General features: G+C 73.5%; 13 protein-coding genes. 2 read left to right on the top strand and 11 right to left on the bottom strand.

The window, feature by feature from the left end:
* Positions 1-286 precede the first annotated feature (286 nt).
* Positions 287-1,807 (top strand): hypothetical protein, encoded by a 1,521-nt coding sequence (locus AQI88_RS13985; RefSeq protein ID WP_079057558.1) that lies wholly within the window; start codon positions 287-289, stop codon positions 1,805-1,807.
* A gap of 46 nt (positions 1,808-1,853) precedes the next feature.
* Positions 1,854-2,177, top strand: a complete 324-nt coding sequence (locus AQI88_RS13990; RefSeq protein ID WP_066997554.1) for a hypothetical protein — start codon at positions 1,854-1,856, stop codon at positions 2,175-2,177.
* A gap of 42 nt (positions 2,178-2,219) precedes the next feature.
* On the opposite strand, the gene AQI88_RS13995 is transcribed toward AQI88_RS13990, so the two are convergent.
* From AQI88_RS13995 to AQI88_RS14045, 11 genes are all read right to left on the bottom strand, one after another.
* Entirely contained in the window at positions 2,220-3,557 is a 1,338-nt protein-coding gene (locus AQI88_RS13995) for a protein kinase domain-containing protein (protein ID WP_066997557.1), read from the bottom strand.
* Positions 3,558-4,490, bottom strand: a complete 933-nt coding sequence (locus tag AQI88_RS14000) for a protein phosphatase 2C domain-containing protein (RefSeq protein WP_079057559.1) — start codon at positions 4,488-4,490, stop codon at positions 3,558-3,560.
* Entirely contained in the window at positions 4,484-5,161 is a 678-nt protein-coding gene (locus AQI88_RS14005) for a vWA domain-containing protein (RefSeq protein WP_066997560.1), read from the bottom strand. Before AQI88_RS14005 ends, AQI88_RS14000 begins: the two co-directional genes overlap by 7 nt.
* A 178-nt stretch (positions 5,162-5,339) precedes the next feature.
* A complete protein-coding gene (locus AQI88_RS14010; RefSeq protein WP_107118553.1) occupies positions 5,340-7,004 on the bottom strand; it encodes a TRAFAC clade GTPase domain-containing protein in 1,665 nt (554 codons plus the stop codon).
* Positions 7,001-9,679 (bottom strand): GTPase-associated protein 1-related protein, encoded by a 2,679-nt coding sequence (locus tag AQI88_RS14015; RefSeq protein WP_066997562.1) that lies wholly within the window; start codon positions 9,677-9,679, stop codon positions 7,001-7,003. The genes AQI88_RS14010 and AQI88_RS14015 overlap by 4 nt, the downstream gene beginning before the upstream one ends.
* The gene (locus AQI88_RS14020; RefSeq protein WP_066997565.1) at positions 9,676-10,917 is read right to left on the bottom strand and encodes a TRAFAC clade GTPase domain-containing protein; all 1,242 of its coding nucleotides are present in this window, start codon (positions 10,915-10,917) and stop codon (positions 9,676-9,678) included. Before AQI88_RS14020 ends, AQI88_RS14015 begins: the two co-directional genes overlap by 4 nt.
* Before the next feature lie 3 nt (positions 10,918-10,920).
* Positions 10,921-13,122, bottom strand: coding sequence for a hypothetical protein (locus tag AQI88_RS14025; RefSeq protein ID WP_066997567.1), 2,202 nt, complete (start codon positions 13,120-13,122; stop codon positions 10,921-10,923).
* Positions 13,123-13,328: 206 nt separating this feature from the next.
* Positions 13,329-14,069 (bottom strand): sirohydrochlorin chelatase, encoded by a 741-nt coding sequence (locus AQI88_RS14030; RefSeq protein ID WP_066997570.1) that lies wholly within the window; start codon positions 14,067-14,069, stop codon positions 13,329-13,331.
* Between the two features lie 6 nt (positions 14,070-14,075).
* Positions 14,076-14,972: an ABC transporter permease gene (locus AQI88_RS14035; RefSeq protein WP_066997573.1), complete on the bottom strand. Its 897-nt coding sequence runs from the start codon at positions 14,970-14,972 to the stop codon at positions 14,076-14,078.
* Positions 14,959-15,738, bottom strand: coding sequence for an ABC transporter ATP-binding protein (locus AQI88_RS14040; RefSeq protein ID WP_066997576.1), 780 nt, complete (start codon positions 15,736-15,738; stop codon positions 14,959-14,961). Before AQI88_RS14040 ends, AQI88_RS14035 begins: the two co-directional genes overlap by 14 nt.
* A 36-nt stretch (positions 15,739-15,774) precedes the next feature.
* Positions 15,775-16,887 carry an aliphatic sulfonate ABC transporter substrate-binding protein gene (locus AQI88_RS14045; RefSeq protein ID WP_066997579.1) on the bottom strand — a complete coding sequence of 371 codons (1,113 nt, stop codon included), beginning with the start codon at positions 16,885-16,887 and terminating at the stop codon, positions 15,775-15,777.
* Between the last annotated feature and the right edge of the window lie 39 nt (positions 16,888-16,926).

Consider the following 16,926-nt stretch of genomic DNA (forward strand, 5'->3'; position numbering starts at 1 on the left):
CGGGAAGGCGTGGCCACTTGCGCCCCTCTCTGCCATTACAGCGGGAGGGTCACGCAGTCAAGTTACCAGCAATACAAGAGAGATTGGCTGATAAACGTCCCTGTGGTGTGACGGTTGGTCGTTGCCAGTGACATCTGCGCCGGAACTGACGCAGAACCAAGAGCCGACCGCGGTCCGACGTCACAGGGGAACGCCGGACCGCGGCGGCCCTGCTCGCCGGAACCCCGCGACAAACCCCTCAGGTTGTCCCTAGGGTGAAGCGCGCGGAAAGGCCGGAGGGGGACGGATGAGTTCGACGGGCAGACCACTGCCGTCACTGCCGCAGTACCGGAAGGACTCGGTGACGCGGCGCCTGTGCGCCTCGGTGCACCTCGACGACGCCTTCGCCCTGTACGTCGACCGGGCGCTCACCGGAGACCGGCTGGACGCCCTGGGACTGAGCCTCGGCATCAACTTCGTGGCCCTCGCCCGGCACGCCCGCAAGGCCACCCGCCGACGCGAGACCCTCGACCGCCGGCTGGCCTGGCTCGCGGCGGTCGTGCCCGTGGCGGTCCTGGCGGGCGTATGGGGCTTGGTCAACGGACACGGTTCACTCGGATGGGTGACGATTTTCGGCCCATTCGGCGTCTACGCGGCCGCCTGGACCCTGGTCCACCGCAAGGAGTCCGTGGGACGGGACACGGCCCGCGAGGTGTTCCGGTCGGCCGGGAAACCCGAGCAGACGGCGCCGCCCGTGGAGCCCGAGGCGGAGGCCTGGCTGAACGAGCTGAAAAGGGCCAACGTCCTGCCGTACGCGGACGCGGCCGCCCAGACCACGCCGTTCGTCGGCAGCGGTTCGAAGATCAAGGAGGTGGTCTGGCAGCCCATCGACATCAGCAGGCCCGCCGACGCCCCCGGCGGCGGCAAGCTCCCGCTGCTGGCCTTCGACGCCGTCGACCTGCACACCTACGTGGCCCGGCACTTGGAGGGCATCGCCGGACTGCCGGGCCTCAGGGCCAGGAACCGGCTCTACGTCCTCGGGAGCAACGCGAGCTTCCTGCCCGAACTGCTGCCCGACCGCACCGCCCGCCCGCACGCCCAGATACCCAAGGACCTGGTGCAGGCGGGCCTGCAGAACCCCGGCGCGGGCATGCGCACCCACCTCTGCCTGGAGCGCATCGGCGAGGGCGGACACATGATCGTCTCCATGTACCTGCGCGCGATCCTCCACCCGCCCAGCCTGACCTGGGAAGTCGCCGCCTACGCGATACCCCCGCTGGACGGCCGTTTCCACCGGGTGGACCGGCTCCCGGTGGCCCCTCGCGAACGCTGGTGGGACCTGGTCAAGTACGCCACCTCGCACACGGGCCGGGAACTGCGCGGCGCCTTCGGCAGGCTCGGCGCCCGCCGTCGCTGGCAGCGCGACCACGACCGCGCGCTGACCCGGGTGCGCCGGGCGATCACCAAGCAGCACGTGCTGTACGACTACGGCGCGAAAGGCAGCCTGCGCGAGGACCTGGGCGCCTGGGACGCGGCGGGCTATGCCGAGCGCACCGACGCGCAGGACTTCCTGTTCCGGCTTCAGCAGGGCGTGCTCGTCGCCACGGAACGGTTCCTTCAGGACCACCATGTGGACACCAGCTCGTACGACAAAGCCGTTCAGGTCATCAGCACACAGACCTACAACATCGGTAACGTCAGCGGTCCCAGCATCTTCGGCAACGACGGCCGGATCACCATGGGCGGTCAGCAGGGCCCCGGGCCGCACGGCGGCCAGGGACCCCAGGGCGGCCCGGGACCCGCAGGATCCGGCCCGCCTGCGCCGTAGAGCCCCAACCCCGACTGCCCCTCGGACCAGGAGTCAGGACACGACAGTGAGTACCTACAACTTCCACGGGAACATCAACGGCCCCGCCAATATGGGCGATCACGGCCGCATCGACATCACCCACGGACTGAACCTCGAAGGCGTCATCCAACTCTCGGAGGGGCTTCTCGAGGCGCTGCGCGCCGAGTACCCGGTGCTCGTCCGCCACGGCGAGATCATCCGCGGCGCGCTGGCGGAGTCCGAGGCGGACGGCGGTCCGCCCAACCGGGGCCGGATCCGCTCGTCGCTGGAGACCATCAGCATCGGCGCCGCGGCCGGCACCAGCAGCCTCACCTTCGTCCAGCAACTCATGCATGTCCTTGGCCTGTAGGCAGCAGGAGGGGCCCCGCCGCCACGGGGCCCCCACCGCGCCTCACTTGGCCCGTACCACCGCCCGTACCCCGTCGCCGAGGTCCAGTTCCAGGCCGGACCTGAGCGGCACCGTCTGACCGGGCGCAACCTTCTGCACGGTGCCGTCGGACCGGGTGCCCGTCCAGGTCTGCTGCGACCGGTTGGCGAAGCCGAACCGGCCCGGCTTGGCAGGGTGTTCGACGAGTTCCGCCACCAGCGCGGCGTCCGAGCAGTCGTGCCGCGTCGGCTCCGGCAGCAGATGGTGGGCCTGCACCCGGGCCCCCCGGCGCAGCCGGATGTGGTGCTCGGTGCGCGGCGGGGGCGTGGTCACCGTCAGCCGCGGCGGCAGCACCAGGACCACCCCACAGCCCCAGCAGTGCCGCGGCGGCGGCATCTCGCCCGGATCGGTCATGTTCTGCCGCCCGCAGGACGCGCACTCGACCACCGAGTCCAGCACCGCCCGCAGCGCGTTGCGCCACTCCGACTCGCGGACCCGGGCCGCCGGATCGTGCAGCCCGACCGTGAAGGAGCGCCGGAACAGCTCCTGCAGCGTCCCGGCCGCCGCGGACCAGGTCGCCAGCACGGTCGCGTGCTCCATCGGGTCCGGCGCGTTGGAGTCGTCCGCCGGGTCGAACACGAACAGCGGGCTCCTGCCGTACAGCTTGCGCTCGGCCGCCTCGTCCAGGCAGTGAATGCCCAACTCCCGCTTGCCCTTGAGCGGGTGATGGTTCATCAGGAACATGAACAGCAGCACGGCGAGCGAGTGCAGATCGGACTGGGTGCCGGGGCGCGCGCCCGGCTCGGCACGCACCAGCTCGGGCGCCATGAACTCCATGGTCCCCGAGATGCCGCTGGCGTCCCCCTCCACCACCGCGTTGTCGTTGTCGCACACCAGCACGTCACCGGTGGCCGGGTCGAAGAAGATGTTGCCCCAGGAGATGTCCCGGTAGGCGATGCCCCGCGAGTGCAGCGCCTGATAGGCCTCCACCGTGTACAGGCAGGCCGTCAGCAGGGCGCGCGGGCTGGTGCGCAACTGCCTTCGGAACAGCGCCGGAAGCCCCTTGTAGCGGTCCGGGCGCAACCCCATCAGATAGCCGAACGAGCCGCGGTGCGCGGGCACATACGCCTCCGGCCACAGGAAACGGTCGTCGGCGAAGTCCCGCGCGACCAACTCCCGTACGATCCCCTCCTGTTCGCCGGTCGCACAGGTCGGGTAGTACCACTTCAGCGCCCGCTCCCCGTCCGGAGTGCGGACCCGGTACACCTCGCCCTGGCCGCCCGCGCCGAGGAAGTCGACGATCTCGACCTCGGCGCCGTTCTCCGCCGCGAGGCGCGTCCCGCCATCGAGCATGCCGCTCATCTACGTCTCCGTCTTCCGTTCTTCCGCCCCGGCGGCATCGCCCGCCACCGCCGAGGACTCTTCGTCCACCGTCACCTCGACCGGCTCCGGAACCTCCGGTGCCGAGCGCAGCGCCGCCGCCAGCGTCGTGTCGTCGCCCGAGTAGCGCGAGGCCTGCGCCAGCCACTCGGGCAGCACCTTCCGCACGCCCGGGCCGCCCTCCTCGGCCAGCCGCCCGGCCAGCCCCGCGACGAACTCGCGGTACCCGTCCGCCGACGCGAAGCTCTTCGACAGCCCGTCCGTGGAGAGCACCACCAGGCGCGGGGTGCGCGCCTCCTCGAACACCGGCGCCCAGTGCATCCGCACCGACCGCCAGGCCGCACGCCCGCACAGCGACTCCGTCTCGTCGCCCAGGTCCTCCTCGGCGGGCGCGAGCGGCCGGCTCAGCGTGCCGTCGTGCTCGACCACCGCGAGGTCCCCGTCGCCGAGCTGCCAGGCCACGAAGAGCCACGGGGTGAGCACGGCGCCGATCAGCGTCGTGCCGTACAGCACGAGCTTGTCCTCGGGCGCCGGCTCCCGGGCGGCCTCTTCGACGACCGGACGGTTCCGGTCCCAATGGCCGAGGGCCGCCTGCTGCCACTCGTGGACCAGGGCACGCGGGAAGTCGTCCCGCGCGTACGTCATCAGCCGCGCGAGCCGCCCCGGCTCATGGCAGTCGTGTGCCGCCCGGCCGAAGTGGGCGGCCAGGGAGACGAACCGGTCCACGGCGAACCGCGCGCCCAGCTCGCTGCGCGCGTGCACCGCCGAGCCGTGCCCGTCGGCCACGGCGAGGACCAGCGGGTCCTCACCGGATCCGGTGCCCCGGCACTCGTACCAGTCCTGGTTGCGCCGCTTGTTGACGCCCTGGACGCTGTCGGCCAGCGTCTCCCATCGTCGCACCCCGAGCGTCACCACACGTCGTCGTCATCGTCGTCGTCCAGCACCGGCGGCGCGTACGGCTGCTTCGCCATGGTCACGCCCGGGCCGGCGGTGTCGCCGCCCGCGACCGGCTGGGAGGCGGCCTTCACGGCCGCGGTGGACGCCCACCGGATGGCGGCGGCCAGCTGCTTGGGACTGTTGGCGTCCAGGGGTTGCAGTTCCGGGTTGCCGAGGAACTCCTGGAGCACCCCGCGGTCCGCGTCCGTGCCGATCGCGATGGCGACCCGCACGGCCTTGCGGCCCCAGGGGGTGGCGTCGATCGCCTTCAGGCCGGCCTTCCAGTCGTCGGTGGGCACGCCGTCCGACACCAGCGCGAGCACCGGCTTCAGCGCCCGCTGCGGCATCGGCGGGGTCTGCAGCTCCCGCGCCACCAGATGCAGCGCCTCGCCGAGGTTGGTCATGCCGTCGACCTGCACGTCCTGCCAGGTGAAGTCGTCGACCGGAACCGGGGTCTGGTGGTGCCACTGGGCGGTGCTGGAGAAGGTGACGGTACGCAGCAGCAGTTGGGCCGCGGGGTTGTCGTGGGCCACCGACCGCATCTCCGGAATGGCCTCTCTGATCGCGTAGTTGAGCTTCGCGATCTTCTCGCCCTGCATCGAGTACGAGCAGTCGAGCAGCCAGATGAAGTGGACCGGCCGGTTGGCCATGGGCCCGCCGGGAATGTCGCTCACGCCGTGATTCCTTTCCGTTGATGGGTGGTTGAGGGACGTCAGGGCAGCAGCAGCCGTGCGCCGTAGCCGAGTGCGGCCACCGCCAGGACCAGGGCGGTGACGAACAGGCCCGCGAGGGCCCGCCGGGCACGGGAGACCGCGGGGGTGACCTGGCTCATGCCTTGCTGTACCTCCCTTCCCGGGTCTCGTCCGGGCGCCGCCGGGGCCGGACCAGCCGGCCGGCCGCGCTGCCGCCGGATCCGGTGAGCGGGCCGGTGCGCAGGCCGGAGGCGGCGAGCAGCCACAGCACCGGCTCGGCGGCCCGGCGCTGCTCGCTCTCCAGCGGCCCGGTTCCGGTGGCCGCATGGGCGCTGACCGCCCAGTAGCGGGCCGCCCCGAAGTCGTGGCCGAGGGCGCGCACCAGCCGGTCGAGACCGATGCCGGTGAGCCACTCGCCGATGTGTGCGCCGGGCACTGGCAGCGAGCCGAGCTGGTCCAGCACGTCCCGCTTGGTCACCACGGTCGCCACGGACATCCGGGAGCGCCGGCCGGTGAGCGCCGCGAGCTCGCCGGTGAGCCGCTGGTACGTCTCCCACGGCCCCTGGGACGAGGGGCGCGCCCGGTTCGCCCGGTCGCTGTCGGCGGGGCTCAGCAGCCCGCGCACCTTGGGGTCGGCCAGCACGTCGGCGACCAGGACCACTCCGTCCGTGTGCGCCAGGTACTGCTGGGCGCGCACCCGCTCGGCGTCGCTCACCGACTCGCCCATCGGGTCGTACAGGTACAGCAGCCGGCGCCTGCGGCCCCGGGTCACGGTCAGCATCAGGGCGCGCGGCGGGCCGCCGGTGGTGGCGTGCGCCCAGCCGGTGCGGTTCAGCTCCTGGGTGAGCCCGGTCTGGGTGCGCTGGTCGTCGACGGTGGCGTACTCGACCCGCAGCTCGCCCTGCCGGGCCCAGGCGTGCAGCCCCTCCACCATGGCGGCCATCAGCATCGTCTTGCCCGACGAGGTGCCGCCGACCAGCGGCATGTGCACCACCCGCATGGTGCCGCCCGCCCGCGGCAGGAACTGTTCGCAGCGCGGGCACAGCGCGGTGAGCTTCCCGCGGCCCGCGAGCCGGGTGGCCGGCAGCCGGTGCCCGCACCGGCACACATGTCCCAGCACGCCGTACCGCCCGGGCCGCAACTCGGCATGGTGCGCCTGGCACTTGGGGCAGCGGTGCAGAGCCAGCGGGACGGGCGCGTAACAGCCGGGGTGGGGGCATCGGGCGCGGATACCCCGCACCAGCGCCCAGCCGCGCTCCAGCCCGCGCAGCACCGGCACGGCGGCGGCCCAGCCCAGCCACACCACGGCCAGCAGCAGCGCGAACAGCACCAGTCCCCAGCCGAGGAGCAGTGTGGCCAGCACGGCGCCGACGAGCGCGCCCGCGGCGGTTCCGGGCGCGATGAGCACGGCCAGCAGGAACCGGGTCAGCGGCATCGACCCGGGGCGGCCTGCGGGCCGGCGCCCGCGGAACAGGTTCTTGACGGTCCCGTTGAGCCACGGGCCGGTGAACGCGGACCAGACGGTCCGCAGCCCGGCGCGCCCGGCGGACAGGGCGTCCGCCCACGACTGCCGCCACCAGTAGGCGAGGTGCGCGGGCTCCCCGCCGCCGACCCCGGTCAGGCGCGGATCGCCGCGGCCCGTCTGCCACGGCCCGAGCCCCCGCCACACGGCCTGTATGCCGCGCCCGAGGAACTCCCACAGCGTGCGGCACCCGCACACCGCGGCGGCGACCACCGCGGCCCAGCCGAACAGGGCCAGGACCACCAGCAGTTCGACGCTCTCGTCCTTGCCCCCGTTCATCGGCGGCCTTCCTCGGCCGGCGGTTCCACATCGCCGTACCAGGTCGCCTGCCGGTCCTCGCGCCGCCCGCGCCCCGTCAGGCGGCCCGCGAGCCTGCCCAGCGCCCCGGGGCGGTTCCACGCGCGATAGGCGTCCAGGCGGCCCCGGCCGGTGCGGCGCAGCTCCTCCTCGACCTCGCTCTGGTCCTCGGCGGGCAGCGCCCGCACGACGGGGCGCAGCACCTTGGTCAGCAGCGCCGTGCGCGTCTCGTCCCACAGCGTGTGTGACTGCGGGTACGCACTCCAGTCGCAGAAGCAGGCGGCGACGTACGACGGTACGGTGCGCAGCCGGTCGCCGACCCGGTCCGAGCGCGCCAGCCGCTCGTACGCGGCGAGCAGCGCCGGATCGCCCGAGCGGGCCAGCGCGTACAGCTCGCTCTCGGGGGCGGGAGCGGCCGGCAACAGCCGCCGCGCGAGGGCGTCGTACGCCCGCCGTGTCACCGCATCGGGGACCGGCTCGACCGCGCCGTCCCGCAGGTCCAGTACGGACTTCACCCACCCCTCGACGTCCTGGCCGGTGTCCAGCAGTCCCGCGTACTCCAGCAGGAGCAGCGGCACCTGGTGCGCGGGCCGCAGTTCCCCGGTGAAGCAGCGCAGCAGGTCGGTGGCGAGGGCAGGTACGGCGGGGTCGTCGGCCGGGGCGGCGAGCGCGGCCTCGACCAGCAGGTCCCGGGTGCCGGCCAGCCGGTGTGCGTCCGAGCCCAGCTCGTTGAGCAGCAGGCTCGCCTCCTCCCCGGTGGGCAGGCCGTCCGGCCACACCAGGTGGAAGGCGGTGTGCAGGACGGCGGGCTCGGCGTGCGGCGAGACCCCCGCGGTGCGCAGCGCCTCGTGGAACCGCCGGAGCCGGTCACCCCGGAGCGGCCCGGCCGCGTCGGCCTGGACGCACATCCGCAGATGCGGGAAGCCGGGGTCGAGCGAGACCGGCAGCCCGGACCCCGTCAGCCGCCCGGCGACCCCGGGCGGGTTGGCGGCCGCGAGCGCGTCCAGCGCCCCGAACAGGGCGGTGCGCACGGCGGGGTGACCGTGAATGACGTCGAGGAGGGCGGGCGGACAGTTCCCGTCGCCCGGGTGGCCGTCGGCGGCGGAGGCCGGACCGTGACCGGCGTGTGTGCCGCCGTCTCTCGCGGGGGAGGCCGCGCCCTGGCCGGGGTGCGCGGCGCCGCTCGGCCCGCCCGGTTCGGGCGCTACGGCCCCTGCGTCCCGGCCTGCCTGCGGGGTGCCGTCCGTCCCGGCCGGGCTCGTCGCCCGCCCGCTCACCAGGTCCCGGGCGATGCGGCCGGCGAACTCCGGGAGTACGTCCGTGCAGTCCACGTCGAGCAGGTCGGCGACGCGCAGCAGGGACAGGGGGCGGCCGGCGGCCGGCTCGCCCGGGTCGGCGACGCCCTGCCGCAGGGCCGGGGCGAGGTCCCGGGCCAGTCCGGCGCGGAGCGCGGGGGTCAGGGAACCGGCGCCCAGCGCGGGAATCGGGCCCCGGTCGAGTACCGCCGAGGCCAGCACGCGGGCGGCGAGGGGCGCCGAGACCGCAGTGGGCACCCGTCCGTCCAGCCGGGCCAGCAGGGCTGTGAGCGCGGCCGGTTCGTCGTCCAGGGGCGTACCGGTGGGGCTGTAGCGGGCCTTACGCGTGCCCGCATCGGCGTACGCGTCCGTGGCCCCGCCCGTCAGCGCGGCGACCAGCGCGGTCAGCCTCTCCTCGGCCAGCGTGAAGGCGTGATCCACGGCCCAGCGGGCCGCCGCCGCCCGCCCGTCGCCCCGCAGCGCGACGCCGTCGACCAGCGCGGCCACCGCGAGCGGGCCGAGCTCGCCGGAGCCGTCGCGGAACAACTCGGGCCGCCCGGCGCTCCAGACCCGCGCGCACACGTCGGCCCAGGCGTCCTGGACGGGCCCGCTGTCCGCGCGGGCGGTGCAGTCGTGCACCCGGAACCGGTGGTCGTGCCCGGCCGGCTCGGAGGACGGCAGTGCCCCGACGATCTGCTGGCGGGCCTGCTGCGGACGGCGGGTGTACGTGGTGAAGGTCAGCCGGTGCGCCTGCTCGCGCGCCAGCACGGTGCAGGCGAGCGCGATCCACTGGGCGACATCGGCGCTGTCCTGCTCCACGAGCACGATCTGCCGAGTGTCCGTGCCCTCGACCAGGGCCCGCAGGTCCGCGAAGAACGCGGTCAGCCGGTCCGCGCGGGAGCGCGCGAAGGCCACGAGCCCGTCCCTGCGCAGCAGACCGCACGGCTCGAACCGGTCGACGGGCTCGGGCCGCCCGCCCGGGGGCGTGGCATCGGCCCAGCGCGGCGACTCCCAGGCCGTGATGGGCAGCGCCCCGTCCGGCAGCCGCATGCCCGGTGGCAGATGGAAGGCGTGGGCGTGGAAGTTGCCCCACCGGCCGCTGTAGTCGGCGCCGGTGTACACCGAGCGGCTGAGCAGCATGCCGCCGTCGGAGAGTTCGCTGAAGCTGAAGGCCTTCGGGAAGCTCTTGAGCTGTTCGGCGTCCGGGCGGGCCGCGAGGTCGCGCGGGGGCTCGTACCCGATGAGCTGCTCGGCCTCCCGCAGCAGCGTGGGCGGCACGCCGGGGCTGACCGCGGTGAACCGGAACCCGGATCCGTCCGGTCCGGGCGGAGCCGAGGTGTAGTGCAGCTGGGCGAGGCTCACCGGTCACGTCCCTTCCCGGCGGCGCGGACGGGCAGCAGCCCGCGCCGGGACAGCAGCCACAGCAGCGGATCCTCCACCCGTACCGGCTGCGGACCCGACTTCGGTGCGTCCGCCGGGGCGTCCGCGGGCGGCGGCGCCCCCAGCGCGGAGAGCCCGAACAGCGACAACTCGGCGAAATCCAGCTCCAGTTGGCGCAGCAGCGCGCCGGAGTCCCAGTCCGTCAGCAGGGACCGGAGTTCCTCGTGCACGGCGAGCCGGTCCTCGGTGTCGTAGCTGCCGGCGCTGTGCGGGGCGTTGCGCAGCAGCGGGGAGTGCGGGTCGAGGAGCGGTCTGAGCATGTCCGTCTTGGTGACGGCCACCGCGATCGGCGTGGACACGCGTCCCCGCGCCTTCCCCTTGCCGTGGGCCCGCAGCTGGGCCGCCAGGTCGGCGGCGATCTGCTGCGGCGAGGTCTCCACCACGGGCAGCGGCGGCCCCTCGTGCACCGGCAACCGGTCGCGCACGGAACCGAGTTGGAGCGGATCCACGAGCAGGATGATCCCGTCGGCGGCACTGAGGTAGCGGGTGTAGCGGTTCATCGCCTCGGCGCCCGCGAGGTCCTCACCGGCCGCGTCGAAGAAGACCAGCGTGGTGTGCCGGGTCCCCGAGCCGCCCAGCAGCCCCTTGCGGGGCAGGCTGAGCCGGTACAGCAGCGGGTCGTTGAAGCCGAGGGCGGCCGGCCGGGTGGCGTCCGGCAGCCGCAGCCGCTCGTACAGGTCCTCGGCCATCTCCTTGTCCCGTTGCTGGGTGCTCTGCCCCATCGCCGCGAGCGAGGCGTGGTAGGCCTGTCCCACCCGGTGGTTCAACTCGTTGACCAGCACGGACACATAGGTGCTCTTGCCGGATGCCTTCGCGCCGACCAGGGCGATGATCCGGCTGTCCTGGTCGCAGTAGTCGCTGGGCAGATCGCTGTGGCAGGACCGGCACACCCGTATCGGTGTGGGCACCCCGCACTTCGGGCAGGGCACGCTGCTGCCCCCGCCGCCGAGCCCGGCGACCTTGCGGGCAGGGGTGAACAGCGGCCCGCGCATCCGGGCCGCCGGGGGCACACTGGGACCCATGAACCCGGCCCAGGCGTCGTCGCGTTCGGGCCCGCAGGGCGCGCTGCCGCGCACTCCGCTCGGGGTCATCTGACAGCGGTACGGCAGCTTGGCCGCCGACGCGCGGTCGAAGCAGTAGGGGCAGATCACGGTCGTCATGGCTCAGCGCACCACCAGGCTGGCGAGGGAGGGTTCTTCCAGTCGTACCAAGGCCGCGTGCTCCCCGAGCAGGAAGCCGCGCAGGGTGTAGGGGGTCGGGCAGGGGGAGGCCGGCAGCTCCCGTTCGACGGTCCCGTGCCGGGCCAGGTCGGGACCGGGGACCCGCAGCACGGTCGTGCCGTCGGCGGCGCTGCGCGGTCGGAGCGTGCCGCTGCGCGCGACGCACACGAACTCCGGTACGTCCCCGAGCGCGCCGGACGCGGACAGGGTGACCCGGAGCAGGGTGCGGCCCCGGCCCAGGAACCGCCGGGACGACGCGCGCACCAGGTGGTAGCTGACGGCGGCGTCCGGCGGCAGCAGCGTCTCGGCCGCGTCGGGCACCACGACGACGGCGCCGGGCACCCGGGGCACGGTCGCCGCCCGGATCCGCACGGCACCCGGGCCGACGGGCAGCCGCAGTCCGCTGCGCCGGTAGGCGTGCGCGGTGAGCGTCCGCTCCCCGGCGGCCACCTCGCCGCCCGGGGCGTCCCAGCTGACCACGAGGTGCCCTGCGCCCTCGGGCCAGTCCAGGGTGACCTGCGCCTGCCCGTCCGGGAGCCGGTGGGCGCCAAGCCCCGGCACGGCGTGCACGGCCTCCACGGCGACACCCGGACCGGCCAGCGCCCGCGCACCGAGCACGGCGACCGCGGTGACCTCGGCGCAGGTGCCGGGCGGAGGGCACAGGGCGCCCGCCTGCCGGGGCCAGTCCAGCCGGGGCGGCAGATCCTCGGTGCGCAGCTCGGTGCCCGGCGCGGGTGCCCGGCCGGGCCAGACCACCAGCCGGACCTCGGCGCCTCGCCCGCCGGTCCAGGCGAACCGTACGGCGCCGCCCTCGGGCCGGGCGGTCAGGGTGCCCACGGGCTCCGGCCAGGGGTGGACCGTACCGGTCACGCTGACGCCCGGGGAGCCGACGCGGCTGCCGTCGGGCGCCCGGTAGTGGCAGACGATGCGGAAGGTGTGCGTCCCGGCCGGAAGGCCGGTGACCGTGAATCCGTCGGCGCGCGTGCCGACTTGCCCGGTGTCACCGGTGCGCTCGACCGTCACCTCGTCGGCGCCCGCCGGCCGCTGCCAGGTGCCGTCGATACGGCCGGGCCCGTCGGTCAGTGCCGGACGCCCCACCTCCGGGGCGACGAGCAGCCGCCGTGACACCAGCGGCGGCCCCGCCACCCGCCCGTCCCGCAGGGGGAGGGCCGCGTAGCGGACGGTGGAGCCGAGCGCGGCCTCCTTGTCCCGGACGGTCCCGGCCGGCGTGGGGTCCGCGCCGGACACGCTCCGTACGGCAGGCCGGCCGCGGTCCGTGCGGTACAGCCGCAGCAGCCGCCAGTCGGACGGCGGGCCGTCCGGGTCCTGCCAGGTCAACTCCACGTGGTCCGGGCGCAGTTCCGCCGCCAGCAGGGGGCGGTGGCCGGAGCCGGGCCGGTGGACGCGGACCAGCCCGCCCAGGGCGCGCCGGTCGTCGGCGGCCTCCCCGAGGGCCGTCAGATACGCGCTGCTCGCCGCCTCCCGGTCCCCGCGCTCCTCGGCGCGCCGCGCGGACCGCAGCGCATCCTCGACCACGCCCAGCCGCTCGGCCAGTTCGGTACGCAGCGCGGTCAGCGCCGGGTCCCCGCCGTCGGCCGGCAGCCGGTCGAGCAGCCCACGCAGCCGGTGCAGCCGCCGCCGCTCCCACGCCTCGGCCAGGGACTCGGCGGCGTCGCGCCCGCGCCGGTCCAGGGCGGGCCGCAGCCGGGCGGCCGCCACCAGGCCCGCGACCTCGTCGGCATGCACCCCCAACTCGGCGGCGAAACGGGCGCGTTGGGCCGCCGGACGGTCCTGCAACAGGCCGATGAGCTGGTAGAGGACGATACGGCGCAGGGCCTGCGGATCACTGCGGTGCAGCGCGGCCAGCCGGGCGGCGAGCGCGGCCGCCGGGCCCGCACCCTGGGCGAGACCGTCCAGGAACAGGCCGTCCACCCGGCGCCGGCCGCGCGGGCCCGCCGGTACGTACAGCCCGTCCAGGACGCGTAACCCCGCGGGGGAGGGGCCCACGATCTCGCCGAGATGGCGCAGCCCGGCCGCGTGCTGAGCGGCGGCGAGGACGCCGTAACCGGGCACGAGGGGGCTCAGCGGCAGACCCGACAGGGCCCTGGGCAGCCCCAGGTGATGCCCGAACTCCTGACCGGCCACGCGAACTGCTCCCCCGATAGTGCTTCGAGGAACCATCCCAGCAGATCCGGGCGGGGCCAGGAAGGGGTTTCGGGGAAACCGAGCAGGTCGGGACGGACCGCGCTGGGCCGGGTTCCCCAGGCGCACCGCGACCGGACGGGTGACCCGGGGCCTGTCCGACGGATCAGGCCGGCTCCGGGCAACGGTGTCTCGTCAGCACAGGCACCCTAGGCGCCGAGCACCGCCGGTACCGGCAGGCGGGACGCGTCGTAGCGCTCCAGCAGTGTCCGTGCCACCTCCGGCGCCGCGCCCAGGACGTCCGCCAGGACGTCCGCCTCGGCCGCGCCGCGCGCGATGCGGTCCGGCAGGAAGCCGGGGGCCAGCACGTACGGTGCCACGGCGACCCGCTCACAGCCGCGGGCACGCAACTCCCGTACGGCGTCCTCGGTGCGGGGCAGAGATGCGGAGGCGAACGCAGGCCGCACGGCGCACCAACCGGTGTGCCACCACTCCCGCGCGATGTCGGCGATCACTGCGATCGCCTCCGGGTCGGAGGACCCCGCCGAGGCCAGCACGACCCCGGTCGAGGACTTGTCGGCGGGCGTCAGCCCCGCCTCGTACAGCCGCCGCTCCAGCGCCGACAGCAGCAGCGGGGACGGGCCGAGCACGTCCGCCTGCCGGATCCGCAGCCGTGGCGGCGCATCCCGCAGGACGGCCGGGATGTCGGCCTTGGCGTGGAAGGCACGGGTCAGCAGCAGCGGCAGGGCCACCACGTCCCGTACGCCCTGCGCCGCCAGCGACTCCAGCACCCCGTGCACGGACGGGATGTTGAAGTCCAGGAAGCCGGTCTCCACGCGCAGGCCCGGCCGCAGCGACCGCACCCGCTCCACGAGGGCGTGCACGGTCGCCGCGTGCCGCGGATCGCGGCTGCCGTGGGCGATGATCAGGAGAACCGGCTTGCTGTGCATGGGGCGTCAGCTCTTCACCAGCAGGCCGCGGCTGCGCAGCACCCACCGCTCCAGCGGGCTGAAGATGAGCAGGTCGATGGCGATGCCGACGAACAGAATCAGGAAGATGGCCTCGAACACCATGGACATGGAGCTGGCGTTGCGGCCGTTCTCCAGCAGTGCGCCCAGGCCGATGCCCAGGTCCGGAGAGGAGGCGATGATCTCCGCGGCCATCAGCGAGCGCCAGGAGAAGGCCCAGCCCTGCTTCAGACCCGCCAGATAGCCCGGCAGCGCGGCCGGCAGGACGATGTGCCAGGCGCCCTTCAGACCGGTCGCGCCCATCGTGCGGCCCGCCCGCAGGAACAGCGGCGGCACCTGGTCGATGCCGGAGACCAGGCCGTTGGCGATGGACGGCACCGCGCCGAGCAGGATCACCGCGTACATCATCGAGTTGTTCAGGCCCAGCCAGATGACCGCCGGCGGCACCCACGCCACCGACGGCAGCGACTGGAGACCGGACAGGACCGGGCCGATGGCGGCGCGCACGAACTTCACCCGGGCCACCACCAGGCCCAGCGGGGTGCCGATGGCCAGCGCGAACAGGAAGCCCAGCAGACCGCGCGAGACGCTGGTCCAGATGTAGTCGAGCAGCGTGCCTTCGAGCCAGGCCCTCTTGAACTCGCTGCCCACGTCGGCGGGGGACGGCAGCCTGGTCGGATCGTCGACGATCTTGAAGGAGATCAGCGCCTGCCACACGGCCAGCACCACCAAGGTGGCGACGATCGGCGGCAGGATCTTGTTGCCGAAGGTCTGCCGGAACGGCGTTCGGCCGCCGGTGACACCGGCCTCCAGGGCGTCCAGGCCCGCCTCGACGCTCATCACGTCCCGCAGGGCGCTCGTCTTCGTCGTCTCAGTGCTGGCCATGACGGCGGATCTCCCCACGCAGGACTTCGGTGATCTCCAGGGACAGTTCGGCGACCGGCGCGTCCTCGATGCGCCGCGGCTGCGGAATGTCCACCTGCCACTCGCGGGCCACCCGGCCGGGGCGGGAGGACAGCAGGACCACCCGCTGCGCGAGCCGCACCGCCTCGCGCACGTTGTGCGTGACGAAGAGGACCGACAGGCCCGTCTCCTCCCAGATCCGGGTCAGTTCGTCGTGCAGCAGGTCGCGAGTGATCGCGTCCAGCGCCGCGAACGGCTCGTCCATCAGCAGCAGCTGGCTGTCCTGGGCGAGCGCCCGGGCCATGGCCACGCGCTGGCGCATACCGCCGGACAGCTCGTGCACCCGCTTGCCGTACGAGCCCTTGAGCCGGACGAGTTCGAGCAGCTGCTCGGCCCGTCCGCGCCGGTCGCTCTTCGGAACCCCCCTGAGCTTCAGGGCGAGTTCGATGTTCTTGCCCGCGGTCAGCCACGGGAACAGGGCGTGCTCCTGGAACATCAGAGCCGGACGCCCGTGGGTCGTGATGCTGCCGGCGGAGGGCTTGTCGAGCCCCGCCACCAGGTTCAGCAGGGTCGACTTGCCGCAGCCCGATGCCCCCAGGAGGGTGACGAACTCGCCCGGGGCGACATCGAGGCTGATGTCGTCCAGGACCAGCTGTTGTCCGCCCGGTCCTGCGAAGGACTTGGAGACGTGCTCGAGGCGTGCCGCGTGCTCGACGGACTCGGCCGCCTTGACGTAAGTCGTGGACATGGTCGTCACCTCCTGGGAACTCACCGGCTTCGGAACTTACTTGGTGCCGAGTCCGGCGTCGCTGACGGTGCTCCCGCCCTGGGCCTTGAGGACCTTGTTCAGGAGGGTGAGGTCGTAGATGCCGTCCAGCTTCGGGTTCTCCAGCAGGCCCGCCTTGACGGCGTGCTGCGCCTCGGTGCCGAGGGTCGCGGCCAGCGGGTCGTCGGTGAACCGGATGGACTTCCAGGCCGGGTCGAGGACGCCCGCCGGCAGCTCCTTGCCGGCGTCGAGGCCCAGCTGCTTGTTCGCGGCGGCCTTCGCCTGGTCCGGGTTGGCGTTGATCCACTTGTTGGTCTCGACCGACGCCTTCAGCACCGCCTCGACGGCCTTCGGGTGCGCCTTGAGGAAGCTCTGCGACACGATGATGTTCGTGATCACGAACTTCTTGTCCGGCCACAGCGAGGCCTCGTCCAGCAGTACCTTGCCGCCCTCGGCGACCAGCTTGGACGCGGTCGGCTCCGGCACCCAGGCGCCGTCGATGGAGCCGGACTTGAAGGCGTCCGGGGTCACCTTGTTGTCCGTGCGGACGACGGAGACGTCACCCTTGCCGCTCTGTGCGTCGACCTTCCAGCCCTGCTCGGCAACCCAGTTGAGGAACGCCACGTCCTGGGTGTTGCCCAGCTGAGGCGTGGCGATCTTCTTGCCCTTGACGTCCTTCAGGGACTTGATCTTCTTCGGGTCGACCACCAGCTTCACACCGCCGGAGGCCGAACCGCCGATGATGCGCAGGTTCTTGCCCTCGGACTTGGTGTAGCCGTTGATCGCCGGGGACGGGCCGATCCAGCCGATGTCGATGGACTTCGAGTTCAGCGCCTCGATCTCGGACGGACCCGCGTTGAAGAGCTGGTAGTCGGCCTTGGTCGCGCCCAGCTCCTTCTGGAAGAAGCCCTTCTGGTTGCCGACCAGCGCGGTGGCGTGGGTGAGGTTGCCGAAGTAGCCGATCTTGACGGAGTCCAGTCCGTCGATCTTCTTGGCCCCGGCGGCGATCTTCGCGTCGGAGGTGTCGTTCTTGGACTCGGACCCGTAGCTGCAAGCTGCGAGCGTGAGCAGGGGGAGTGCGGCGAGGGCGGCTATGCCGCGGCGAAGCAGAAGTGAGCGGTTGGCAGGCACGGGAGGCGTTCCTCTCGTTGGCCCGGCGGTCACGGTCTC

This window comes from Streptomyces cellostaticus (assembly GCF_001513965.1).
Taxonomy (GTDB): Bacteria; Actinomycetota; Actinomycetes; order Streptomycetales; family Streptomycetaceae; genus Streptomyces; species Streptomyces cellostaticus.

Bases quoted from the DNA above. Each gene is read 5' to 3' on its own strand.
- AQI88_RS13985 (WP_079057558.1), top strand. From the start codon at position 287: ATGAGTTCGACGGGCAGACCACTGCCGTCACTGCCGCAGTACCGGAAG.
- AQI88_RS13995 (WP_066997557.1), bottom strand. From the start codon at position 3,557: ATGAGCGGCATGCTCGATGGCGGGACGCGCCTCGCGGCGGAGAACGGC.
- AQI88_RS14005 (WP_066997560.1), bottom strand. From the start codon at position 5,161: ATGGCCAACCGGCCGGTCCACTTCATCTGGCTGCTCGACTGCTCGTAC.
- AQI88_RS14010 (WP_107118553.1), bottom strand. From the start codon at position 7,004: ATGAACGGGGGCAAGGACGAGAGCGTCGAACTGCTGGTGGTCCTGGCC.
- AQI88_RS14020 (WP_066997565.1), bottom strand. From the start codon at position 10,917: ATGACGACCGTGATCTGCCCCTACTGCTTCGACCGCGCGTCGGCGGCC.
- AQI88_RS14030 (WP_066997570.1), bottom strand. From the start codon at position 14,069: ATGCACAGCAAGCCGGTTCTCCTGATCATCGCCCACGGCAGCCGCGAT.
- AQI88_RS14035 (WP_066997573.1), bottom strand. From the start codon at position 14,972: ATGGCCAGCACTGAGACGACGAAGACGAGCGCCCTGCGGGACGTGATG.
- AQI88_RS14040 (WP_066997576.1), bottom strand. From the start codon at position 15,738: ATGTCCACGACTTACGTCAAGGCGGCCGAGTCCGTCGAGCACGCGGCA.